This is a genomic window from Cupriavidus numazuensis (genome assembly GCF_905397435.1).
Classification (GTDB): domain Bacteria; phylum Pseudomonadota; class Gammaproteobacteria; order Burkholderiales; family Burkholderiaceae; genus Cupriavidus; species Cupriavidus numazuensis.
The window spans coordinates 184,724-205,844 of sequence record NZ_CAJPVI010000004.1 but is presented as its reverse complement, the minus strand read 5'-3'; the positions used below and the strand labels follow the sequence as shown (position 1 = coordinate 205,844).

The following is a 21,121-nucleotide window of genomic DNA, read 5'->3' as shown; positions in this document are numbered from 1 at the left end:
TGCCTGACTCGATTTCCACGTTGCGATTACTCATCGCCCGCGCGATCACCAGCAAGCTTCCGCGCTGTCCGTGTTGCTGGGATGTCAGGCTATATTTGTGACACAGTAAGACTACCAGTTTGGCTGGCGTGCCAATCGCCTTCCCGCTGCCGGAAGCTATTTCAGTCCGGCGGACTTTGTCGGCGATGGCGCAGACCTTTTGTTGTTGCCGCCCGGTCTGCAGCAGGGGCTCGGGGCACCGACGCCATTCGCCACCAGGAGCGCCGATGCCAAGGGCCGGGACACCGGGCAGTTCGGCATGCAGTTCCGCTTCAAGGCCGGCGACGTGGATTATGGCGTGTACGCCGCGCGCTACGACGACAAGAATCCCATTGCCGTACTGAGCGTGCCGTCGATCGCGGCTGGCGCCGGTAACTTTGGCAGCGGCACGTACAACCTCATGTACGCGCGGAAGATCGATGTGTACGGCGCGAGCTTTTCCACCGTCGTTGGCGAGACCAACGTGGCCGGCGAAATCTCCACGCGGCGCAACGTGCCGCTTGCCGTGCCGGGCGATCTGATCATGAGCACCAACCCGGGTGCGGACAACAGCCGCAATACGCCCTACGCGCGCGGCAATTCGCTGCACCTCAACCTCTCCGCGATCAGCCTGTTCGGCGGCAACCAGCTGTGGGGTGGTGCAACGCTGGTCGGGGAAATCGCCTACAACCGCCTGCTCGACGTGACGTATCGCCCCAGCGTGGCGCCCGGTGTGCCCGATCCGCTCAACACCACGAGCACGCGCGATGCCGCGGCGGTGCGCGTGGTATTCACGCCGACCTTCTTCCAGGTGATGCCGAACGTCGACCTGGAAACGCCGGTGGGCATCGGCTTTGGTCTGTTCGGCAGGTCGGCAGTCGTCCAGATGAGTCCCGAGCATGGCGGCGATTTTACGCTCGGGCTCAACGCGACCATTCATCGCACCGTGAAGGTGGGGCTGAACTACACCCACTTCTTTGGCGGTGCCGGCACGGCGCCATCGGCCGCCAACGGGCCGACGCCCAGCTATGCCTCCTACAAGCAGTACTACAAGGACCGGGACTTCCTTGCCCTGACGCTGCAGACCACGTTCTGAGTTCCAACCGATATCCGCAATAACGGGAGACAAGCATGACGCAAACCAACAAGATGGCAGTGGCCGCAATCATGGCCATGCTCGCAGCCGGGCCGGCCGGAGCCGCTGTATCCGCTGACGACGCCGCGCAGCTCAAGTCCACGCTGACGCCACTCGGCGCAGAGAAGGCCGGCAACAAGGACGGCACCATTCCCGCGTGGACGGGCGCCTACACCACCGCGATTCCTGGTGCGGGCAACGGCAAATACCCCGATCCGTTCGCCGCCGAGAAGCCGGTTCTGCAGATCACCGCGCAGAACATGAGCCAGTACACCGGCAAGCTCACGGAAGGCACCGTGGCGTTGCTGAAGAAGTATCCGACCTTTCGTGTCGACGTCTATCCGACGCACCGAACGGCGGGTGCATCCCAATTGGTGTACGACAACACCTTCAAGGCTGCGACCACGGCAAAGCTCACCGATAACGGCCTGAGCTTCGAAGGGGCCTGGAATGGTATTCCGTTCCCGATTCCCAAGAGCGGCAATGAAGTGATGATGAACCACCTCGTGCATCCGACGCCGGCGTCGTTTGAAAGCGTGACGCGCAACTTCGTCGGCACGTCGGACGGCAAGCGCAGCATGGCCTCCAAGACCCAGCTTGCGAACCTGTTCGCGTACTGGCAGAAGGACGGCAGCGCCGACAAGTACGGCAAGGTGTACCGCTATGTGCGCTTCGAAACGGTCGCGCCGACCTTCAAGGCCGGCGAAGCGGTGGTGGTGCATGACTCGCTCGACGTCTCGCAGGATGCGCCGGCCTGGCAGTACCTGGTCGGACAGCGGCGCGTGCGCCGCGCACCGACCATCGGCTATGACACGCCGGACTTCGTGGCATCGGGCGCGAACTACTTCGATGAGGTCTACGGGTACATGGGCCGCCTTGATCGCTACACCTGGAAGCTCGTCGGCAAGCAGGAAGTCTATGTGCCGTACAACAACAACCGGTTCTTCGCCGCGGGCGATGACAAGGCCTTTGCGCCGTTCCATACAAATCCGGATGCCGTGCGCTGGGAACTGCACCGCGTCTGGGTGGTGGAAGCCACGCTGGCCCAGGGCAAGCGCCACGTCGTGCCCAAGCGTCGCCTCTATATCGACGAGGACAGCTGGGCCGTGCTGGCGATGGACGGCTATGACGCCGAGGGCAAGCTCTGGCGCACGTCGCAGGTGATGAACCAGATCGTCCCCGAAGCGGGCGGTCCGCTCGATACGAGCTGCACGGTGGTCTACAACCTGCAGGCCAACAGCATGTCCGTGATCCAGTACGTCGACAGCCTGAAGCTGGTCCCCCCGCGTTCGGTGAGCTATTTCACGGGCGATGCCCTCAGCAATGCAAGTTCGCGTTGAACGCAAGCGCCGCCCCTGCCGGCTGGCGCGGGCGGCCACGGTTCCGGTGAGTGATCCATTTGAAGATATCGATGCGTAATCCTATGTATGGTCGGGCGACGATGTTCTGGCGCAAGGCATGGCTGTGCCCGCTGGCGCTGGCCTGCCTCTGTGCCGGTGCGATGGCGGAGGCGCCCAAGGCGCAGCAAGCGCCGGCGATGAATCCGGACAAGGCAACCAGTCTCGTCAGACTTTCGGTAACGCGCGCCGGAGACCGCCTGGTGTCTGCTGGCGAGCGAGGTGTCATCCTGCTCTCCGACGACCACGGCAAGACCTGGCGGCAGGCGAAAGTGCCGGTATCGGCCGCGCTCACGCGAGTGCGTTTCGCCGACAGCCGGAATGGCTGGGCAGTGGGTCACGGCGGCGTGGTACTGGCAACGCGCGATGCGGGAGAAACGTGGCAGAAGCAGCTCGATGGTGCCGCCGCCGCGCAACTTGAACTCGCCGCGGCACGGCGCCAGGACGGTGAGGCGTCGCGCCGCTTCGCCGACGCGCGGCAACTGGTGCAGGACGGGTCGGACAAGCCGTTCCTCGATGTGCATTTCACCGATGCGCAGCACGGCATGGTTGTTGGCGCGTACGGCCTGGCGTTCAGCACCGACGACGGTGGAAAGACGTGGCAGTCGATGATGGGCAAGGTTGCAGCGGGAGACGGACGCCATCTCTATGCGATCGCGCCATCGAAGGGCGTCCTGTACCTGCTTGGCGAGCAAGGCACGGTGCTTGGATCCCTGGATGGCGGCAAGACGTTTTCCCGGGTGGAGTTTCCCGGCAAGGGCACGATCTTCGGTGCGCTGTCCTCACCGGCCGATGACGTGATGCTTGTCTATGGCCTGAAAGGCAACGTGTACCGCAGCGGCGATGCAGGCAAGCGCTGGGAAAGCGTCGAGCTGCCCAACGTATCGATGGTCTCCGCAACCCGGCTGGATGCGCAATCGATCCTGCTGGTGGATGAATCGGGGCTGAACTATCGCAGCAACGACGATGGCCGTCATTTCAACGCTGGGGCACGAGTCCAGCCAGCAACCGACCTCGTACGGGCATCCGACGGTGCCGTGCTCGGCAGCGGCATGCGCGGCACATTCCGTATCGCCGGAGCAAACGACAAGCAGGGAGCGAATCCATGAACCACGTTCGGGCAAAAGACGAGCATCCGGTCGTGCGCGATCTCGCACAGTTCGACAGGAACTCGGGTTCGCTGGTCGAGCGGCTGCTGTTCAACCACCGCCTTGCGGTGGTGACGCTGTGCCTGCTGATTACCGCGGTGCTGGGTTTCCAGGCCACCAAGCTGAACCTGGGTGCGAGTTTCGAGAAGATGATTCCCGCGCGCCATCCGTACATCGCCAACTATCTGGCCCACAAGGCCGATCTGGCGGGGCTGGGCAATGTCGTGCGTATTGCGGTGGAGAACACGCAAGGCACGATCTACGACGCGGAGTATCTGGAAGCGCTGCGCAAGATCAACGACGAGGCGTTCCTGCTGCCCGGCGTGGATCGCCCGTTCATGAAGTCGCTGTGGACCCCGGCTGTGCGCTGGATCGGCGTGACGGAAGACGGACTCGACGGCGGCCCGGTGATCGCCGACAGCTATGATGGTTCGCCGGAGGCCATGCGCAACTTGCGCGCCAATGTCGAACGGTCCGGCGAGATCGGCAGCCTCGTCGCGTCGGATGCGCGATCGAGCATCGTGCTGCTGCCGCTGATGGAACGGGACGACGCCACCGGCAAGCGCATCGACTATCACCAGCTGGGCAGCCAGCTCGAGCAGCTCCGCGCGAAGCACGAGCACGGCAACATCCGTATCCACATCACGGGCTTTGCCAAGATCGTCGGTGACCTGATCAGTGGCCTGCAGCAGGTGCTGCTGTTCTTCGCGCTCGCGGTGGCCATCTGCACGGCCGTGCTGTTCTGGTACACGCGGTGCTGGCGCAGCACCTTCCTCGTGGTCTGCTGCTCGGTGGTGGCGGTGGTCTGGCTGCTCGGCGTGCTGCCGACGATCGGGTTCGAACTCGATCCCTATTCCATCCTTGTGCCGTTCCTGGTCTTTGCCATCGGCATGAGCCACGGCGCGCAGAAGATGAACGGGATCATGCAGGACATCGGGCGCGGTACGCATCGCCTGATTGCAGCGCGTTATACCTTCCGCCGCCTGATCCTGGCGGGCCTGACTGCCTTGCTGGCCGATGCCGTGGGCTTCGCCGTGCTGCTGATCATCGACATCCGCGTGATCCAGGAACTGGCCATCACCGCCAGCATCGGCATGGCCGCGCTGATCTTCACCAACCTGGTACTGCTTCCCGTGCTGCTGTCCTACACGGGCGTCAGCGCACGCGCCGCCCAACGCAGCCTGAAGGCCGAGCTTGGAGGCGAAGCGGCGGGAGAGCGGAAGGCCGGCTTCTGGTCCTTGCTGGATCGCTTCACGCAGCGCAAATGGGCTGGGGTGACGCTGGCCGTGGCAGCGGCGCTTGGCGTGGCGGGCTTTGCGGCCAGCCTGCACCTGAAGATCGGCGACCTGGACCCCGGTGCGGCGGAACTGCGGCAGGACTCGCGCTACAACCGCGACAACGCGTTCATGACTGGCAGCTATGCGGCCAGCAGCGACATCTTCGTGGCCATGGTGAAGACGGCGCCGGGCGAATGTTCGAACTACGCCAATCTGGTCAAGGCGGACGCGCTGGAGTGGGAACTGCAGCAACTGCCCGGCGTGGAGTCGACTAATTCTCTGGCGGCGGTGGCGAAGAAGATGTCGGTGGGCATGAATGAAGGAAGCCTGCTCTGGTACGAGATTCCGCGTTCGCAGAGCATGATCAATCCGATCGTTTCGCGTGCACCGCGCGAGGTGCTCAACCAGAGCTGCGACCTGCTGTCAGTCTACGTTTACCTGAAGGACCACAAGGCGGACACGCTCACCGCCGTGGTGAACACCGTCGAGTCCTTTGCCCGGCGCAACGACAGCCAGGACGTGAAGATCCTGCAGGCCGCGGGGAATTCCGGCATCGAGGCGGCCACCAATATCGTCGTGAAGAAGGCGAACACGCAGATGCTGCTGCTGGTCTATGCGGCGGTCGTGATGCTGGCGTTCATCACGTTCCGTTCATGGCGCGGCGTCGTCTGCGCTGTGGTGCCGCTGATGCTGACGTCGGTCTTGTGCGAAGCGCTGATGGTTGGTCTCGGCATCGGCGTCAAGGTGGCTACGTTGCCGGTTATCGCGCTTGGCGTGGGTATCGGCGTGGATTACGCGCTCTACATGCTGACGGTGATGCTGTCGTTCCTGCGCAAGGGCGCGAGCCTGTCGCAGGCCTACTACCAGGCGCTGCTGTTCACCGGCCGCGTCGTGGTGCTGACCGGTGTCACGCTGGGGCTCGCCGTGGCAACGTGGAGTTTCTCACCCATCAAGTTCCAGGCTGACATGGGCATCCTGCTTGCCTTCATGTTCCTGTGGAACATGGTCGGCGCATTGCTGCTGCTCCCCGCGCTGTCGTACTTCCTGTTTCCGGAAGCCAGACAGGCCCTGGCTGCGCAGGAAGACGGCAGGCAGGAGGCCGCACCGTCGCAAGACCGGCAATCGCAGCAGGCCGGCTTTGCGGGCACTGTGAACTGAACGGAGATCGACCTTGAACCAGCACAGCAACGAGCGTCCCGACTGGACGCCGAATCCTCAGCTCATGGCGCTGCCTACCGTCAGTGCCAGGGAGCATTGCACTGGCTTGCGCAGCTATGCGTCGGCCGTGACCATCATTACCGCTCGACATGAAGATTTGCGGGCAGGGCTCACGGCTACGGCTGTTGTGTCCGTCACCGCGGAGCCGCCGCGTCTCGCCGTGTTCGTGAACAAGAACGTGGTGGCCGCCGGGATCATCATGCGGAGCGGCGCGCTGTGCGTGAACGTGCTGTCCAGCGGGCAGGACAGCGTGGCCAAGGCCTTTGCCGGCATGATCGAAGGGGTGCAAGGGGATGCACGCTTCGGCCACGGCGACTGGACGTCCATGGTCACGCCATCGCCGTCGCTGGACGGGGCGCTGGTCAATTTCGATTGCCGCGTCATTCGGGTCTACGACGAAAGTACCCATCACGCCTTCCTGTGCGAAGTGCTCGCAACGCGGAGCGGCGCACATGGCGACGCCCTGGTCTATCTGAACGGCATGTTCAGGCAGATCCCGCAGTAGCGGATGCACCAGCTTTTCATCATGACCGGAGCAGACATGAATCACGAACTGATTGCCGACATCGCCCGACAGTTGCGCGATGCGGAAGCCACCCGCACGCCATGTGCGCCGATCCGCGACCGCCTCCGGGAAGCAGCCGGCGATGGGGGACTGATCGACGCCGCGTATGCGGTGCAACAGCACAACACCCGGGAGCGGTTGCAGGCCGGACGGCTGGTCGGCCGCAAGATTGGCCTGACATCGCTGGCGGTGCAGAAGCAACTCGGCGTCGATGCCCCGGACTTCGGCATGCTCTTCGCGGACATGGCGGTCGGTGACGGCGAAGAGATTGCCATGTCGCGCACGCTCCAACCGAAGGTGGAAGCGGAGATCGCCTTTGTGCTGGGACGCGACCTGAGGCAGGAGAAGCACAGTTTCGCCGACATCCTTGGCGCGACGGCGTATGCGGTCGCGGCCATTGAAGTGGTCGGGAGCCGTATCGCCAACTGGGAAATCAGTCTCGCCGACACCATTGCCGACAATGCATCGAGCGGCCTGTTCGTGCTGGGTTCGCGTCCGGTTCGCTTGCGCGAACTCGATCTGGTGAATTGCGCGATGAGCATGGAGTGCGGTGCAGAGCAGGTGTCCGCGGGGACGGGCGCGGCGTGTCTCGGCAACCCGATGAATGCCGCGGTCTGGCTGGCCGACATGATGGTGCGCGTGGGTTCGCCGCTCAGGGCCGGCGACGTGCTGATGAGCGGTGCCCTTGGCCCGATGGTCCCGGTCAACGCCGGGGATCAGTTCACTGCCAGGATCGAGGGTCTGGGAGAGGTACGCGCCGTGTTCGCTCGCTGAATGCACTGCCAGAAATGTAGACGCTGGTTCGGCGCGTACCGATGCGGTGGCGGTGGTCTTGTCGGAGGTCGTCGCGAAGCCGGGCGAGGTTGTCCTGCGTCGCTGCTAAACTTCCCCAGGTAAGCCCAGGCCATCTGCATTTACCGTGAATCTTGCCAATCTGGAACGCCAGCTTTCCTTCCTCAGGGAAATCGACGAGCTGAAGAGCGTCGTGCGGTTGACTCCGCTTATCAATCAGTCGCGTCGGGAAAACAGCGCCGAACATTCCTGGCACCTTGCCATGTATGCCCTCGTGCTGTCTGAGCATGCGGCAACACCCGTAGACGTGGTGCGCGTCGTGAAGATGCTGCTGATCCACGACATCGTAGAGATCGATGCGGGCGATGTTCCGTTTCACGACACCGCGGCGCGAGCCGCCCAGGCGGAGCGGGAACAACAGGCGGCCGAGCGGATTTTCTCGTTGTTGCCGGACGTGCAGGGCGCGGAGTTTCGCGCTCTATGGTCCGAATTCGAAGCCGCGGAGAGCGACGACGCCAGATTTGCCAAAGCGTTGGACCGCTTTCAGCCGCTGCTCCATAACGCGGCAACCGGCGGCGGCAGCTGGGTGGAGTGCGAGGTCACGGAAGAACAGGCCTTTGCACGATACCGGCTTCCCATCGAGCGAGGCGCACCAGCTTTGTGGGAGGAATCCGCCAGGCTCATTCGAGAGCATTACGGCAAGCCGCAGCCTGAATGAGTTGGCCACGCCATCGGCAGGCTCCGCGGGTCGAGACAGATCACGCTCGACCCGAGAGTCCTTCGTATCAGTGAAGGCTATGCCGCCCCAGACTGCGCTGGGAAGCCGGCGACTATAGCGAATGTAGCGACTATAGCTTGCGAATATTCGACGCTTGCAGGCCCTTCTGGCCTTGGGTGACGTCGAACTCTACTTTCGCACCTTCATCCAGCGACTTGAATCCGCTGCCCTGGATTTCACTGTGATGGGCAAACAGGTCCTTGCCGCCATCATCAGGGGTGATGAATCCATAACCCTTTTCATTGTTGAACCACTTCACAATGCCAGTTGCCATCTTGCCCTCGGAATTTTGCGCACACACAGTCTGTGTGCGGACGGAGTTGCACCATAGAATCGCCAGTCGATGTCATACGGCGCCTCGAGCTGTCAGCATAGCCGAAGAGGTGCTGGCTTCATCTCAGGGTTTACCTCTGAAGTACCTGCTCGCCTGATAACCTGATGGTCATTAAATGCGACGGCCAGATTTATTCAAGGTAGATCAGCTCGTGATAAATCACGCGTCGCAGGCTTCCGGAAGCAGGTGGCGGCCGTCGGTACTTTGAGTAATTGCAGAGTTGCGTCCTTTTTAATTGAAGACGGCGCTCGGAGTGACTAAGATGCTCTTTCCGAGCGAGTCAGACAGACCCACGCTCGCCAGCCAGACCTTGCGTCCGCGACAGGTTGCCGCCTTGTGCCGGCGACCGAATCCGTCACGGACGGTAGTGAAGTCCCGTAGCCCTATTAGACCTATAGCTTGGGAGACAACTGTGCTGAGTCATCATGAATTTGCCACGCTGGTACTCGTCAATGGCAGCCCGGACTCAACGGAGCTGGACCGTGCGGACATAGAAGCGCTGCTTGCGCGGCAACTCGTCACGCTGGAGCGGCTCGGCCCGGACCGCAGCCGTCCCCACGTGACAATCCAGGGGTACGTTGTGCTCAAGGCGTTGGACCGTAGTCGTGCACAGGACTGCCGGGCGCGCGAAACCATGGGTTAGACGTTAGTCGTATAGCGCACCTGCACCGTTGACTTCCAGGTCCATGTGACCAAGTTGATGCGTCAAAAGGGTCGGCGTCGTTCTGGAGGCATGTTGCCCGGGGGCTATGTCTCCAGAATTTCCCACTTACCGTCAGCACGCCATTGCGTCGACGCTTGTCCGCCACCGCCGCTTTGGCTCAGCGGGCAGCCATGGAGAGCAGCAACCGACGGTACCGCCGCTCCTCGCCCAGCGTCCGGCGCAAAAGGCGCAGCACGAGCACGGACAAGTGCTCGGAGTACCCCTTTGCCTTGAGGTCTCTGATGTGGCAGATCTGCCACCGGATATCGCTCCGGATCTTCTCGATCTCCCGATCCAGCTTCGCGAGTTCAGGTTCCTCCTGAGCCTCATACACTGGTTCGGGCGCGCCGCCCGTCGGGCGGGGTGCCTGTCCCATCTCGTCCTCCTGTAAGCGCACACACGAATCCCCCGCATCATTCGTTCCGAGCGCGCTGGCTAGCGCCCTGCGGCACGCTATTTGCGCCAGGCGTCTCACCTCTACTGTTTGACGGTGGCGACGACGCGCGCGCCGCGGCTAGCGGGCATTGCCGAACCGGGCTATCGAAAGCTGGCAATATGGCAGCGGAACGCCGTTGCGCATTGCATATCGGGGCTGTAGGGGCTACACGCCGGCGGCAAAGATACGTCCGTCGGCGCAGCGGACAGTGACTTTCGCGGCGCCGGCGCTGGAGTCACTCCATCGCTCGATCTCAATGGAAGGAGGAGTACATGGAAACGCACAACATTCACATCGTCCCCACGAGAAATAACGGGTGGGCTATCGCCGTAGAAGGGACAGGCGGCGCCACGTCTCATTACCCGTCCCAGGCGGAGGCGATTGCCGCAGGGGCAATGAAGGCAAAGCGGGACAAGGTGGAGCTTGTCATCCATGGCTCGGACGGGGCGGTGCAGCGCACCGCCTCGTTCGACCAAACCATTGGCCCATAGTGGAGACCCATCATGCCGGGAAAGAACATCCATGTCGTTCCAGCCCATGACGGCTGGGCAGTCGAATCGGAAGCGGGTGGCCCCAGGCAGTTGTTCGACTCGCAGGAGCAAGCCATTGCCGCAGGCACCGAGAAGGCGAGGCACGATCAGGCAGAACTGCTGATCCATGGCCGTGACGGCCAGATCCGCGAACGCAATTCATTTGGCCATGATCCGCGCAATATCCAAGGCTAAGGCGCCGAAGGACGCCTGGCGGCCCGAGTTCGCAGACGCCGGCACGGAGTGGATCGACAACGCCGAACTGATGAAATGGTCTACACGCGTCCAGGCCGCGACGCGCGAGACCATCGAGCGCAGCAGGCGTCTCGTCCTGGAAAGCATCAATCTGCTGAACGAGGTCGGGCGGTGCGGCCCGTGCGTGCCGGCGCAAGCGGACACTGAAGTGCCCGACGCTGCTGCCGCCATTCCGGATAGTGTTCTGCCATCACGGTAGCGACGGGCCTGTGTGCCATACGTACGGGTGTGGGCCGCTGCGGCATCAAGGAAACTAGCTCTCGCAATGTCTATCATGGAAACGGCCAGCCTCCCTTCTGCACCGCAGAATCCCGGCGCGACGGCCATCTGGAGACTTGCCATGCTGGATTCCGAGCGCGAGATGCGCGATCTCGAGTTCGCCGACCGGCATATCCATGAAGGCCGCGAACGCGTCCGGCGCCAGATTGCGCTGATCCGGACATTGCGCGACGACGGCCATGACATCGCGCAGGCGTGCAGGCTGCTGACGGCACTGCGCGACGCAGTCGACGTCGGGCGGCGACATCGCGCGCTGATCATCGAGACGCTGATCGACCTCGCACGCCGGCAGTCCCGTGCCAGCTACCCGCGCCATGGATTCCGCAGCGACAGGGGTGGCGATAGGGGTGGCGATGGGGGTGGCGATTACCCGCCCTCGAGAGGTTTCGGTGACCCGGCCATTTAGGCCCTATCGACGGACCAGCGCCACCACATAGCTGCAGGGCTTGCTTCCCCGATTGAAGAAGGTGCATGGCGCAGGCGGACCGAGCTGCAGGCAGTCGCCGGCTTCCAGTTCGTGGGTGATCTCGCCTTCCTGGAACACCAGCGAACCGCTGCGCAGCCAGATTTGCTGGTGCAGGAACGTGAATGCGGACGGCGGATACGACACCCGCGCCCCGGGGGGCAACGTCACTTCCACAAGCTCGAGCATCCCGCCACTGCGCGGCGATACCGCGCGCCGGGTATAGCCTGTTTCGGGATCCGTCCAGACCGGTTGGTCCGCGGCGCGGCTCAGGCGTTCGCCGGCCTGCTCGGCGCGCGCGAGCAGCATCGACAGCGGCAGGCCGAATGCGCCGGACAGCTTGCCCAGCACGGTTGCCGTGGGGCTTGCCTCGCCACGCTCGATCTTGCTGATCATGGCTTTCGAGACACCCGAACGTTCCGCCAGTTCCGACAGCGACCATTCGCGCGATTCGCGCTCGACACGCACGCAGCTGGAGATGGCGAAAGTTGGGTCCTGCAACGGTGAGTTCATGCGCGCGTCTGATTGGCGGTCCGTCCTGACTGGCCGGCAGCTTGATGTGTACACTATAGTAGACGATCGGCTATCATGTGAGAAGCCCATCTGGAGAGCAGCCATGAATATCCGCGACGCAGGCCCGGACGATATGCCGGCGGTCACTGTCATCTACAACGAAGCGGTTGAAACCACGACCGCGATCTGGAACGAGACGCCTGTCGATACAGCGAATCGCGTGGAATGGCTTGCTGCGCGCCGCAAGGCTGGCTACCCCGTCCTGGTTGCGGTCGATGGCGACGCAGGCGTCGTGGGCTACGCGTCTTTTGGTGACTGGCGCGCGTTCGACGGCTACCGTCACACCGTGGAGCACTCGGTCTATGTCCGTTCGGACCAGCGCCGCAAGGGCATCGCCGAAGCGCTCATGGTGGCGCTGATCGATCGTGCGCGCGCACTCGGCAAGCATGTCATGGTGGCGGCCATCGAAGCGCAGAACGCCAGCTCGATCCGCCTGCACGAAAAGCTGGGCTTCAGGCAGGTCGGGCTGCTTCCCGAGGTTGGGACGAAGTTCGGGAAGTGGCTCGACCTTGCCTTCCTGCAGATCCAGCTGGACCAGCGTTCAGATCCGGACCGCGTTGCCGGTCGCTGAGATCGCGTTCAGGCCCGCAATCGCATCGCGCAATTCCGCCTGCAACTGGCCGACCAGTTCGGCCGCCGGCAATTGCCGGGCCAACGGCGCAGCCTGTCCTGACCACTGCGCGGCGTAATCACTGTTGCCCTTCGCCTTGGCCGCGGCATGCAAGGCCTTGCCGGCGTCATATGTGGTCGGGTAGTCAGGGATGGCTGGCGCATTGGGCGCCTCGCCCAGTTCCGTGAAGCGGTTCTGGAAGCCGCGCGCCGCGCGCCCGGAAATCGCGCGCGTCAGTGTGGTCGGCCGTACCGGCTGCGCCGAGAAGGCCGCGCGGTAGGCCGCATCGGCGGATGATTCCTCGCAGCCGACAAAGGCTGTCCCCAGTTGTGCGGCCTGTGCCCCAAGCGCCAGCACTGCGGCAATGCCCGCGCCGTCCATGATGCCGCCGGCGGCGATCACGGGCAGACGGGTGTGCCGGACCAGGATACGCACCAGCGCCAGAGTGCCAAGGCCTTCGTCATAGCCGGCCGGGTCGAAGACGCCCCGGTGTCCGCCGGCCTCGATCCCCTGCGCCACGATCGCGTCGATGCCGGCCGCCTCGATCTGGCGCGCCTCCTGCAGCGACGTGGCACTGGCCAGCAGCACGATGCCCGCCGCATGCAGCGCGTCAATCTTTTCCTGTGCAGGCAGCCCGAAGTGGAAGCTCACCACGGCCGGCTTTTCCTCGAGCAGCATCTGGTACATGGCCTCATCCACGACAAAGCTCTTGTAGATCTCGCGCAGGCTCGCGGGCGGCGTGGCGCCGTACTCGGCGAAGCGTGGCGCGAGATAGTCGAGCCAGGCTTTCTCGCGCGCGGCATCGGCTACCGCGGGCACGTGGCAGAACAGGTTGATATTGAACGGCTTGCCGGTCAGCGCGCGCGTGTCGCGAATCGCCTTGCGTGCGCCTTCCGCGTCCATGGCGCCAACGCCGAGCGAGCCAAGTCCGCCCGCCTCCGACACGGCTGCGGCCATGGCCGGGGTGCTGACGCCGGCCATCGGCGCCTGGATGATCGGCGTGGCGATATTCAGCAGCGAGAGCAGGCTGCGGCCATCGCCGGAACGCGTGGTGGTGTCCATGACAGTGATTTCCTGTTGAGGTCGGGTAGTGGTTTCAAATCCTGCGGTCGCCGTGCCGTGTGCTCAGGCATGGCGCAGTTCCCGCACGAACGCTTCGTATGCCGAGGTCGTGAAGCCCGCGCGCCTGACCAGGAAGGTGTGTGCGGAACGCACCGGCACGGTCTGCAGATCGGTGGCATCGGGGTACATGGCAAGCAGCGAGCGCGGCACGATTGCCGCGGCCGATCCGGCGGTGACACAGGCCAGGATCGCGTGATACGACGGCATTTCGATCACCGACAGCCGGTTGCGGAGATCGTCGCCACCTTGCTCGAGCCAGTCTTCCGCGCAGCGGCGATAGGTGCAGCCTTTCGAGAACGCGGCGAGGTGCCGTAGCGTCACGTCCCGCGGGCCGCGTGCCTTCGGGTGCGTGCCGGGCAGGATCAGCACCAGCTCCTCGGTACGCAGGAAGACGCCTTCCAGTCCCTCGCCAAGCGCTGCCATGCTCATATTGCGTGGCGTGCCCGTGCCCGGATGCGCAACCACTGCGCAGTCCAGCCGATGGCCCAGCACGGCATCGACGAGAAACCCCGTGGTTCCGGTGGAGAGCTTTAGTTCAACGTCCGGCCACGCGGCATGGAACTGCGCAAGCGGCTTAGGCAGCAATGTTGCGGCGGAACTCTCCATGGAGCCGAGCCGCAGCGTGCCGCTTGGCGCACTGAGGCGCATGGATTGCCGCGCTTCCTCGGCCAGCGTCAGCATCTGTTCCGCGTAGCCGAGCAGCCGCTGTCCTTCCGGCGTCAGGATCATCTTCCTGCTGTCGCGCTGGAACAAGGTGACGCCAAGGCTTTCCTCGAGTTGCTTGACCCGGGTCGTGACGTTGGACTGCACGCGCGCGAGTACCTTTGCCGCCCGGGTGATGCTCTGTTCTCGCGCGACGGCGCGAAAGATTTCCAGTTCTGCGAGTTCCACGTTGCTGGGCGCGACGCTTGGCGAAGCGTTCTCTAATTAAGAATGAAAGTGTATTAAGTATTGTAAATTGAGAACTAAGTGTCAAGGGAGCGCGCCTCTGCAAGGGGCGGGGTTCGCTTCGCATCCGCCTTTTTGTATGCGCCTGTATCACACGCGTAGCGCGATACAACGCCTGACGGAAGCGGCCGCAACGCGCTACAGGCGCGATACGTCGGTCTCCTTAAATACGTTCCGTGGCACGGCGCCGAACCAACAACCAGGGCTTCGAAGCCGAGCGACTGTCTACTCAACGTCTCAAGGAAACCATCATGCGTACTCATCTCATCAAGCGTCTTGCCATTGCCGCCACCCTGATTGCCGCTGCCGCCGGTGCACAGGCAGCCGGACTGTCCTACCAAGGGGCCAGCGACCCGTACACTTCTGGTGCTCGTACCGTGCAAGACCAGCGCGATCCCTACTCCGAGGGCGCCCGCGCGGTGCAATCGCCGCGCGATCCGTACAGCGAAGGGGCCCGCTCGGTGCGGGACACGCGCGATCTCTACTCCGAAGGCGCACGCACGCTGGCTGGCATGGACCACAGCGGGGTGTCGTCGTCGCCGGCGCGCCAGGTCGATCCGTATCTCGATGGCGCCTATGCCTGATGACGGCGCTGCCGTGTGAATCTGAGCGACAGAAACCGCTTTGCGCCAGGCCTGCCGTAGATTGCGGCAGGCCTGGCGCATTCCGCCTTCTTCAGGGTCCTTCAATCAGCGGCACTCAATGCCCGGCACTCTGGCCCCCATCCACATGCAGGATCTCCCCGGTCACGAAGCCGGCGGAGTCCAGATAAAGCACCGCGTCGGCAATATCGCGCATCTCGCCCATATGGCCGACCGGATGCAGCGCACCCAGCGCATCGTGTGTTTCGGGCGCATGCATCGGTGACTTGATGATGCCCGGCGACACGGCGTTCACGCGAATGCCGGTCTTCGCATACTCGATGGCCAGCGACTTCGTCGCGGCGTTCAGCCCGCCCTTGGTCAGCGAGGCCAGCACCGACGGCACGCCGCTGATGGCATGGTCGACCAGGCTGGTCGTGATGCTGACCACATGGCCGCTGCGGCGCTTTTCCATTTCAGCGATGGCCAACTGAGTGATATGGAAGAAGCCGGACAGGTTCACATTGGTCACCGCCGCGTAGTCCTCGTCCGTATAGCTCGTAAAGGGTTTGGCGACGAAGATGCCGGCGTTATTGACGAGCGTATCGACGCGATCGAACTTTTGCAGCGCTGCGTCGATGACGCGGCGCGCGGTGTCGCGATCGCCGATATCGCCGGCCACGGTGAGGATGTCCGGATCATCGGACGGCTGGATGTTGCGCGCCGTCGCGACCACGCGATAGCCGCGTTCGCGATAGGCCTTGACCAGCTCTGCACCGATACCCTGCGAAGCGCCCGTGATGATGGCAACCTTGTGTGAAGCACTCATTGCTAACCTCTGCGTAATGGAATTGGGAATTGGGAATTGGGAATTGGGAATTGGGAATTGGATTTGGCTGTCTTGCCAATCGGACCGTCGGGACCGATGGGTCCAAATCTAGGTGAAGCGCCGCGGCGGATGAATAGCTGCCGCGACCAAACAGTTGTGCGTCGTGGGAACAAGTCGGGGAGCCACCGCGGTCAGTCGTGCCGGAGTTGCGCGATGACGACGAGGATCACGGCGGCATTCCCCGGTTGCTGGAAGTGCGAATACGCGGCGCGCGCATGTCCGGCCTTGTCGCCGAGCACGTTGGCGAACACGTCCGATGCACCATCGAGCACCGCCGGCTGCTGCAGCCAGCCCTCCGCGCTGGTCACATGCCCTTCCACGCGCACGATGTGATCGAGTCGATCAAAGCTGCCCAGATGCGAGCGGATTTGGGCGAGCACGTTGAGCGCCGCCAGTTCCGCCGCCTGCCTGCCTTGTTCCAGCGACAGGTCCCGGCCGACCTGTCCTTGCCAGATCACCTTGCCATCTCTGAGCGGCAGTTGCCCTGAAATGAACAGCAGGTCACCAGCCTGGCTCACGGCGGTGTAGCTGCCGAGCGGCTTCGGCGGATCGGGCAGTGCGAATCCGCGCGCGGCAAGTCTTTCCTCTATCGACATCGTGCCTCCTGCATGAAGTGGCTGTTGCGCATGCAGAGCACTGTAGTGACGCGGTCACCCTGCATAAAGGCATCGCCGCTTACAGCAATTGGTACATCGCGGAACAAGTGCGCGCGACGCCCGCATGACGGAGGCGCCTTTGTATGCGCGTGTATCAGCGAGGAATGCTGATACGTGGGCTCACAACATCGCCGGTATGCCGCTACAGCGGGGATACACCGGTTACTTCAAATGCATGCATCAGCGCGGCGGGCATAGCAGCCAGCCCGGTTTTCCGCCAGCGTTGTTATTGCGGCGACAGGCCCGTCCTGAAGCCATTGCCATACCCTCCATCACACCTACGGAGACCTCGACCATGACCAAGATCGAACACGTTGTGTACACCGGCAAGACCCACACCACTGGCGGGCGCGACGGCGCGGCGCGCAGCAGCGACGGCCGCCTGGACATCAAGCTCTCGCCGCCGGGCAGCACCGGCAGCGGCACCAACCCCGAGCAGTTGTTCGCCGCGGGCTGGTCTGCCTGCTTCATCGGCGCGATGGGCAAGGCCGCCAGCCTGTTGCAGGTCAAGCTTCCGGCCGATGTTGCCGTGGACGCGGAAGTGGACCTGGGCAGCACGGACAATGCCTACTTTCTGCAGGCGCGGCTCAATGTCAGCCTGCCGGGCATTCCCGCGGACGTCGCCCAGGCGTTGGTAGAAAAGGCACACCAGACCTGCCCGTACTCCAAGATGACCCGCGGCAACATCGATGTCGCGATCAACGTGGTCTGACCCACGGGCATGCACGCGCCCGTGGATCACGCGGGCCGCTACCTGACCGACGCCGGCTGCTGTTGAGCCGGCGTCGGCTTGTTGGTGATAGGGCGGCAAACGGAGGCTCTGGCGAATACCTTTCCCATATCGCCCCAGACGTGACTCAGGCGGGAATCGCTTCGCGGCCGAAGCTGTCCAGGTCCTGTGCAAGGCTACGCGCCGCAAGCCTGACCAGCGCTTCGCCTTTCTCCGGCGTCGCCAGGCCCGGATCGGAGCCGATGCGGCCATCAGGGAAGCGCGTGCGGAAGTCGAGCGCCTCGCGGATCGGGCCCGAAGGCGCAATCTTGGGTGCGTAGTCGGCCAGCTTGATGGCGTCGGGAAACGCCCATTGCGTAATGGCGATCTCCGATGGCGTGGCATGCGAGCCATGGCCGGTCGGGAACTGTTCACGCGCCAGTTCGCCCACGCCTTCCAGGTCCCACCAGTTGCACAACTTCAGCGCGAAGCCCGCGCGGCGCCCGGCGAAGCTCGCTTCGGCATAGATCTCCGAGAATGCCGCTTCGATCGAGGCGATATTGCCGCCGTGCCCGTTGAGGAACAGGATCTTCTCGAAGCCATGGCCCACCAGCGAGCGCGTCCAGTCGCCGATCGCGGCGATGAAGGTGGACGGGCGCAGGCTGATGGTGCCGGGAAAGCCCAGGTGATGCTGGGCCATGCCGATATTGAAGGTTGGCCCGACCAGGATATCGGCGGCCTTTTCCTTTTCCGCTTCGCGCGCAATGATCTCGGGGCACAGCCAGTCGGTCCCGAGCAGCCCGGTTGGCCCGTGCTGCTCGTTCGAACCGATGGGAATGACGATCGTGCGGCTGCGTTTCAGGAACTGCTCGATTTCCGCCCAGGTCGACAGATGCAAAAGCATGGTGACTCCTTTCTTTGTCCGTTCCACCCGGGAACCGGACCTGTTTGACAAGGCAGTGGCGCACTGCTTCCAGATTGGCTACCGCTTCGCGGGCAGCTTGTTTGCGAGAATGATCAGGGCGGCGGCCACCGGCAGGCAAGCCATGGCCAGTATGCCGACGTGCAGGGTGCCCGTTGCGGTCTTGGCCCACCCGATGATGGCGGGGCCCCAGAAGCCGCCGGACAACCCGATGGTATTGATGAGCGCAATGCCGCCGGCCGCCGCCGGGCCCTTGATGTACTCGGCGGGCATGGCCCAGAACACGGTGTAGGCCATCCACAGGCCCATGGTGGCAAGCGTGAGCAGGGCCAGCGTCAGGACGAGATTGCCATCGGCCAGTGTCGAGGCGCCCAGCAACAGCCCGGCGGCCAGGGCGGGCAGCGCGCTGTGGAAGCGCCGTTCGCCCACCCGGTCGGACCTGCGGCCCATGTAATACATGCCGAACGCGGCGGCCACATAGGGGATGGCGGAGTACCAGCCGAGTTGCACGGTATCGGTCACGCCCTGTGCCTTGATGAAGGTCGGCAGCCAGAAGCTGATGGCATAGATCGCGGCGATGATGCAGAAGTAGGCGAGCGCCAGCACGTAGACCCTTGCGTCCTTCGCCACGGCCATGAACGAATGCTTGTGCGCCCCGGGGACATGGAGTTCTGCTTCCAGACGGCGCCGTTCATCGGCGTTCAGCCATGCTGCGTCGGCGGGCCGATCCGGCACGAACGACAGCGCCAGGATGCCCAGCACGATGCAAGGCAGGCCCTCGACCAGGAACATCCATTGCCAGCCTGCCAGGCCGGCGGTACCGGCAAGTGAGGTCATCAGCCAGGCCGACACGGGGCCGCCGACAATGCCGCCGATCGGGCCGGCCAGGAAGACGATGGCAATGGCGCGCGCCATCCGCTGCGGACCGTACCAGCACGACAGGTAATAGATCATGCCGGGAGCGAAGCCCGCCTCGAACACGCCCAGCAGGAAGCGCATGGCATAGAACATCGGCACGTTGCGCACAAGGAGCATGCAGGCGGAGGTGATTCCCCACAGCACCAGGATGCGGCTGAACGTCTTGCGCGCTCCCACGCGCGGCAGCATCAGGTTGCTGGGTATCTCGAACAGCACATAGCCGATGAAGAAGATGCCCGCGCCTACGCCGTAGGCGGCATCGGAGAAGCCGAGATCGCTTTGCATCTGCAGCTTCGCGAAGCCGACATTGACCCGGTCCAGGTACGCGAACAGGTAACAGGTCAGCAGGAAGGGCAGCAATCGCCAGTTGATCTTGCTGTAAAGCGAGGAGGCGTCGTCAACGGCGCTTGTGGTGGGAACTGCGATCATGCCGGTCTCCTGTGGTATTGCGCGCAAGTGGCGCTTCTAGTGAGCCGATGGTGACAGCGCAGCGGGAGCCGGCAAACAGCAACTGTGCTCACACATCGTTCCCTTTTGAGCAACGCAGCGCGCCGCCTGCCGCAGCGGCGCTTCCGTCGAGCAAACGCTGCCTGCTTCAGGTAAGGTGGCGCATCGCCCACTCATCGACCCTGTGGATGTCCCGATATGCGTGAGATCAATCAGCAGCGCTTGCGGTATTTCCGCGAAGTCCTGGCACAGGGCACGATCCGCGGGGCGGCGGACAGCCTCAATACGTCGCCGTCGGTGATTACCCGGCAGATCCGGCTGCTTGAGGAAGAGCTGGGCGCCACGCTGTTCGAACGCGAGCCGCGCGGCCTGCGGCCAACGGCGGCGGCGGCGCACCTGATCGAGTTCTGGCGCGGGTACCGGTCGCACCAGGAGAAGCTCGAAGACCAGTTGCATGCGCTCAAGGGCCTGCAGCAGGGCGAGGTCCTGCTGGCCATGAGCGAGGGTTATGTGGATCCGCTGGTCAACGAGGTACTGGCACCGTTCTGCGCGCAGTACCCCGAGCTCGACGTCCGGCTGGAGATCCTCCCAGTGGACGACGTTCTGAACGAAGTGGCGGAAAGCCGTGCGCACATCGGCCTTGCCTACAATCCGCCGCCGCATCCGCGCATCGAATACCGCGCCAGCGCGCCGCAGCCAGTTGTGCTCCTGGTGCGGCACGACCACCCGCTGGCCTTGCGCGGCAGCCCGGCCAGCGTGGCGGACTTGCAGTCCTACCCGCTCGCGATGATGCCGGCGTCGTTTGGCGTCGGGCATGCGCTGCAGATGCTGGAGTTCGCCGAGAACATCCGGATTCGCCCGACGCTGGTCAGCAATTCCCTGACGGCGCTCAAGCAGTTTGTCGCGTACGAAAACTTCATGACGCTGATTGGCGAGTTCGCCGCGTATCGCGAGATCGCGGCCGGCACCCTTGCAGCGGTGCCGCTCGATCACCCGCTGTTCCAGGGCACGCAGGCACGGCTGCTGGTAAAGGCCGGGCGGCCCTTGCCGGCGGCGGCGCTCGCGATGCTGGACCATATCTCGCGCAAGATGTCGATCTTCTCCGGTAGCGGAACGTAGCTTCCGCTGCCGATTTGCACAGCAAATCGAAAAGGCTCGCGGGTGCAACGCCTGCCGAGCGCTCCCGTCAAGAGATCAGTCACCCCGCCATGGCCGGTTAGACATCCGCGCCACAGTCATTTCATTTGTCCTCCTGTTGTCCCATTGAGTCGCCATGTGCCGGCTCGCAGAATGGCGCAACAAAAAAATACGGAAGGAAGTCGGGAATTTCCCTGATTCGTATTCAAGGAAATTCAGATGGTGGCATTGCCTTGCTGCGATGACGATGGCCAGTGCAGCCATCGCGCGGTTTCTGGCTC

24 protein-coding genes and 1 pseudogene are annotated in these 21,121 nt (G+C 63.6%); 16 read left to right on the top strand and 9 right to left on the bottom strand.

The window, feature by feature from the left end; genetic code table 11:
• Positions 1-124: 124 nt before the first annotated feature.
• The 7 genes and pseudogenes from KHO41_RS05585 to KHO41_RS05555 form a co-directional block, all read left to right on the top strand.
• Positions 125-1,114, top strand: a pseudogene (locus KHO41_RS05585) (DUF1302 family protein); the annotation flags it as partial.
• Between the two features lie 35 nt (positions 1,115-1,149).
• Entirely contained in the window at positions 1,150-2,493 is a 1,344-nt protein-coding gene (locus KHO41_RS05580) for a DUF1329 domain-containing protein (protein ID WP_211952305.1), read from the top strand.
• Between the two features lie 71 nt (positions 2,494-2,564).
• Complete coding sequence (locus KHO41_RS05575; RefSeq protein WP_211952304.1) at positions 2,565-3,659, top strand: WD40/YVTN/BNR-like repeat-containing protein; 1,095 nt, start codon at positions 2,565-2,567, stop codon at positions 3,657-3,659.
• Entirely contained in the window at positions 3,656-6,133 is a 2,478-nt protein-coding gene (locus KHO41_RS05570) for an efflux RND transporter permease subunit (protein WP_211952303.1), read from the top strand. The genes KHO41_RS05575 and KHO41_RS05570 overlap by 4 nt, the downstream gene beginning before the upstream one ends.
• Positions 6,134-6,146: 13 nt before the next feature.
• On the top strand, positions 6,147-6,698 hold the full coding sequence (locus tag KHO41_RS05565; protein ID WP_211952302.1) for a flavin reductase family protein: 552 nt from the start codon (positions 6,147-6,149) through the stop codon (positions 6,696-6,698).
• A gap of 36 nt (positions 6,699-6,734) precedes the next feature.
• Positions 6,735-7,532: a 2-keto-4-pentenoate hydratase gene (locus KHO41_RS05560; RefSeq protein ID WP_211952301.1), complete on the top strand. Its 798-nt coding sequence runs from the start codon at positions 6,735-6,737 to the stop codon at positions 7,530-7,532.
• A 145-nt stretch (positions 7,533-7,677) separates the two neighbouring features.
• On the top strand, positions 7,678-8,268 hold the full coding sequence (locus KHO41_RS05555) for an HD domain-containing protein (RefSeq protein WP_211952300.1): 591 nt from the start codon (positions 7,678-7,680) through the stop codon (positions 8,266-8,268).
• Positions 8,269-8,398: 130 nt separating this feature from the next.
• Here KHO41_RS05555 and KHO41_RS05550 read toward each other — a convergent pair whose 3' ends face one another.
• A complete protein-coding gene (locus KHO41_RS05550; RefSeq protein WP_011301248.1) occupies positions 8,399-8,602 on the bottom strand; it encodes a cold-shock protein in 204 nt (67 codons plus the stop codon).
• A 472-nt stretch (positions 8,603-9,074) separates the two neighbouring features.
• Between KHO41_RS05550 and KHO41_RS05545 the strand changes: the two genes are divergently transcribed.
• The gene (locus KHO41_RS05545) at positions 9,075-9,305 is read left to right on the top strand and encodes a hypothetical protein (protein WP_211952299.1); all 231 of its coding nucleotides are present in this window, start codon (positions 9,075-9,077) and stop codon (positions 9,303-9,305) included.
• Between the two features lie 178 nt (positions 9,306-9,483).
• On the opposite strand, the gene KHO41_RS05540 is transcribed toward KHO41_RS05545, so the two are convergent.
• A complete protein-coding gene (locus tag KHO41_RS05540) occupies positions 9,484-9,741 on the bottom strand; it encodes a hypothetical protein (RefSeq protein ID WP_211952298.1) in 258 nt (85 codons plus the stop codon).
• A gap of 332 nt (positions 9,742-10,073) precedes the next feature.
• Here KHO41_RS05540 and KHO41_RS05535 point away from each other — a divergent pair, with 332 nt between their 5' ends.
• From KHO41_RS05535 to KHO41_RS05520, 4 genes are all read left to right on the top strand, one after another.
• The gene (locus KHO41_RS05535) at positions 10,074-10,292 is read left to right on the top strand and encodes a DUF2188 domain-containing protein (RefSeq protein ID WP_211952297.1); all 219 of its coding nucleotides are present in this window, start codon (positions 10,074-10,076) and stop codon (positions 10,290-10,292) included.
• Positions 10,293-10,304: 12 nt separating this feature from the next.
• Positions 10,305-10,526 carry a DUF2188 domain-containing protein gene (locus tag KHO41_RS05530; protein WP_211952296.1) on the top strand — a complete coding sequence of 74 codons (222 nt, stop codon included), beginning with the start codon at positions 10,305-10,307 and terminating at the stop codon, positions 10,524-10,526.
• The gene (locus KHO41_RS05525; protein WP_211952295.1) at positions 10,501-10,785 is read left to right on the top strand and encodes a hypothetical protein; all 285 of its coding nucleotides are present in this window, start codon (positions 10,501-10,503) and stop codon (positions 10,783-10,785) included. The genes KHO41_RS05530 and KHO41_RS05525 overlap by 26 nt, the downstream gene beginning before the upstream one ends.
• 141 nt (positions 10,786-10,926) lie before the next feature.
• Positions 10,927-11,271, top strand: coding sequence for a hypothetical protein (locus KHO41_RS05520; protein ID WP_211952294.1), 345 nt, complete (start codon positions 10,927-10,929; stop codon positions 11,269-11,271).
• A 3-nt stretch (positions 11,272-11,274) separates the two neighbouring features.
• Here KHO41_RS05520 and KHO41_RS05515 read toward each other — a convergent pair whose 3' ends face one another.
• Positions 11,275-11,841, bottom strand: a complete 567-nt coding sequence (locus tag KHO41_RS05515) for a helix-turn-helix domain-containing protein (protein WP_211952293.1) — start codon at positions 11,839-11,841, stop codon at positions 11,275-11,277.
• 103 nt (positions 11,842-11,944) lie between these two features.
• Between KHO41_RS05515 and KHO41_RS05510 the strand changes: the two genes are divergently transcribed.
• On the top strand, positions 11,945-12,472 hold the full coding sequence (locus KHO41_RS05510; RefSeq protein ID WP_211952292.1) for a GNAT family N-acetyltransferase: 528 nt from the start codon (positions 11,945-11,947) through the stop codon (positions 12,470-12,472).
• Here the strand turns inward: KHO41_RS05510 and KHO41_RS05505 are convergent.
• Positions 12,443-13,573, bottom strand: a complete 1,131-nt coding sequence (locus tag KHO41_RS05505) for an NAD(P)H-dependent flavin oxidoreductase (protein ID WP_211952291.1) — start codon at positions 13,571-13,573, stop codon at positions 12,443-12,445. The two genes, KHO41_RS05510 and KHO41_RS05505, sit on opposite strands and share 30 nt — an antisense overlap.
• Positions 13,574-13,636: 63 nt before the next feature.
• Positions 13,637-14,524, bottom strand: a complete 888-nt coding sequence (locus tag KHO41_RS05500; protein ID WP_211952290.1) for a LysR substrate-binding domain-containing protein — start codon at positions 14,522-14,524, stop codon at positions 13,637-13,639.
• A gap of 308 nt (positions 14,525-14,832) precedes the next feature.
• On the opposite strand from KHO41_RS05500, the gene KHO41_RS05495 reads away from it, so the two are divergent.
• On the top strand, positions 14,833-15,165 hold the full coding sequence (locus KHO41_RS05495) for a hydroxyquinol 1,2-dioxygenase (RefSeq protein WP_211952289.1): 333 nt from the start codon (positions 14,833-14,835) through the stop codon (positions 15,163-15,165).
• A 115-nt stretch (positions 15,166-15,280) separates the two neighbouring features.
• Here the strand turns inward: KHO41_RS05495 and KHO41_RS05490 are convergent, their stop codons facing one another.
• Both KHO41_RS05490 and KHO41_RS05485 read right to left on the bottom strand, forming a co-directional pair.
• The gene (locus KHO41_RS05490) at positions 15,281-15,991 is read right to left on the bottom strand and encodes an SDR family NAD(P)-dependent oxidoreductase (RefSeq protein ID WP_211952288.1); all 711 of its coding nucleotides are present in this window, start codon (positions 15,989-15,991) and stop codon (positions 15,281-15,283) included.
• A gap of 191 nt (positions 15,992-16,182) precedes the next feature.
• Positions 16,183-16,647 (bottom strand): RidA family protein, encoded by a 465-nt coding sequence (locus KHO41_RS05485; RefSeq protein ID WP_211952287.1) that lies wholly within the window; start codon positions 16,645-16,647, stop codon positions 16,183-16,185.
• A gap of 355 nt (positions 16,648-17,002) precedes the next feature.
• Between KHO41_RS05485 and KHO41_RS05480 the strand changes: the two genes are divergently transcribed.
• Positions 17,003-17,419 (top strand): organic hydroperoxide resistance protein, encoded by a 417-nt coding sequence (locus KHO41_RS05480; protein ID WP_211952286.1) that lies wholly within the window; start codon positions 17,003-17,005, stop codon positions 17,417-17,419.
• Positions 17,420-17,564: 145 nt separating this feature from the next.
• Here KHO41_RS05480 and KHO41_RS05475 read toward each other — a convergent pair whose 3' ends face one another.
• Both KHO41_RS05475 and KHO41_RS05470 read right to left on the bottom strand, forming a co-directional pair.
• Positions 17,565-18,320 (bottom strand): creatininase family protein, encoded by a 756-nt coding sequence (locus KHO41_RS05475; RefSeq protein ID WP_211952285.1) that lies wholly within the window; start codon positions 18,318-18,320, stop codon positions 17,565-17,567.
• Positions 18,321-18,398: 78 nt separating this feature from the next.
• Entirely contained in the window at positions 18,399-19,685 is a 1,287-nt protein-coding gene (locus KHO41_RS05470) for an MFS transporter (protein ID WP_211952284.1), read from the bottom strand.
• 216 nt (positions 19,686-19,901) lie between these two features.
• Here KHO41_RS05470 and KHO41_RS05465 point away from each other — a divergent pair, with 216 nt between their 5' ends.
• Positions 19,902-20,822 (top strand): LysR family transcriptional regulator, encoded by a 921-nt coding sequence (locus KHO41_RS05465; protein ID WP_211952283.1) that lies wholly within the window; start codon positions 19,902-19,904, stop codon positions 20,820-20,822.
• The last annotated feature ends 299 nt before the right edge of the window (positions 20,823-21,121 follow it).

Excerpts from the sequence above, each read along its gene's own strand:
- KHO41_RS05580 (WP_211952305.1), top strand. The coding sequence starts at position 1,150 with ATGACGCAAACCAACAAGATGGCAGTGGCCGCAATCATGGCCATGCTC.
- KHO41_RS05575 (WP_211952304.1), top strand. The coding sequence starts at position 2,565 with ATGCGTAATCCTATGTATGGTCGGGCGACGATGTTCTGGCGCAAGGCA.
- KHO41_RS05570 (WP_211952303.1), top strand. The coding sequence starts at position 3,656 with ATGAACCACGTTCGGGCAAAAGACGAGCATCCGGTCGTGCGCGATCTC.
- KHO41_RS05560 (WP_211952301.1), top strand. The coding sequence starts at position 6,735 with ATGAATCACGAACTGATTGCCGACATCGCCCGACAGTTGCGCGATGCG.
- KHO41_RS05550 (WP_011301248.1), bottom strand. The coding sequence starts at position 8,602 with ATGGCAACTGGCATTGTGAAGTGGTTCAACAATGAAAAGGGTTATGGA.
- KHO41_RS05540 (WP_211952298.1), bottom strand. The coding sequence starts at position 9,741 with ATGGGACAGGCACCCCGCCCGACGGGCGGCGCGCCCGAACCAGTGTAT.
- KHO41_RS05535 (WP_211952297.1), top strand. The coding sequence starts at position 10,074 with ATGGAAACGCACAACATTCACATCGTCCCCACGAGAAATAACGGGTGG.
- KHO41_RS05530 (WP_211952296.1), top strand. The coding sequence starts at position 10,305 with ATGCCGGGAAAGAACATCCATGTCGTTCCAGCCCATGACGGCTGGGCA.
- KHO41_RS05525 (WP_211952295.1), top strand. The coding sequence starts at position 10,501 with ATGATCCGCGCAATATCCAAGGCTAAGGCGCCGAAGGACGCCTGGCGG.
- KHO41_RS05520 (WP_211952294.1), top strand. The coding sequence starts at position 10,927 with ATGCTGGATTCCGAGCGCGAGATGCGCGATCTCGAGTTCGCCGACCGG.
- KHO41_RS05515 (WP_211952293.1), bottom strand. The coding sequence starts at position 11,841 with ATGAACTCACCGTTGCAGGACCCAACTTTCGCCATCTCCAGCTGCGTG.
- KHO41_RS05510 (WP_211952292.1), top strand. The coding sequence starts at position 11,945 with ATGAATATCCGCGACGCAGGCCCGGACGATATGCCGGCGGTCACTGTC.
- KHO41_RS05505 (WP_211952291.1), bottom strand. The coding sequence starts at position 13,573 with ATGGACACCACCACGCGTTCCGGCGATGGCCGCAGCCTGCTCTCGCTG.
- KHO41_RS05495 (WP_211952289.1), top strand. The coding sequence starts at position 14,833 with ATGCGTACTCATCTCATCAAGCGTCTTGCCATTGCCGCCACCCTGATT.
- KHO41_RS05490 (WP_211952288.1), bottom strand. The coding sequence starts at position 15,991 with ATGAGTGCTTCACACAAGGTTGCCATCATCACGGGCGCTTCGCAGGGT.
- KHO41_RS05485 (WP_211952287.1), bottom strand. The coding sequence starts at position 16,647 with ATGTCGATAGAGGAAAGACTTGCCGCGCGCGGATTCGCACTGCCCGAT.
- KHO41_RS05480 (WP_211952286.1), top strand. The coding sequence starts at position 17,003 with ATGACCAAGATCGAACACGTTGTGTACACCGGCAAGACCCACACCACT.
- KHO41_RS05475 (WP_211952285.1), bottom strand. The coding sequence starts at position 18,320 with ATGCTTTTGCATCTGTCGACCTGGGCGGAAATCGAGCAGTTCCTGAAA.
- KHO41_RS05470 (WP_211952284.1), bottom strand. The coding sequence starts at position 19,685 with ATGATCGCAGTTCCCACCACAAGCGCCGTTGACGACGCCTCCTCGCTT.
- KHO41_RS05465 (WP_211952283.1), top strand. The coding sequence starts at position 19,902 with ATGCGTGAGATCAATCAGCAGCGCTTGCGGTATTTCCGCGAAGTCCTG.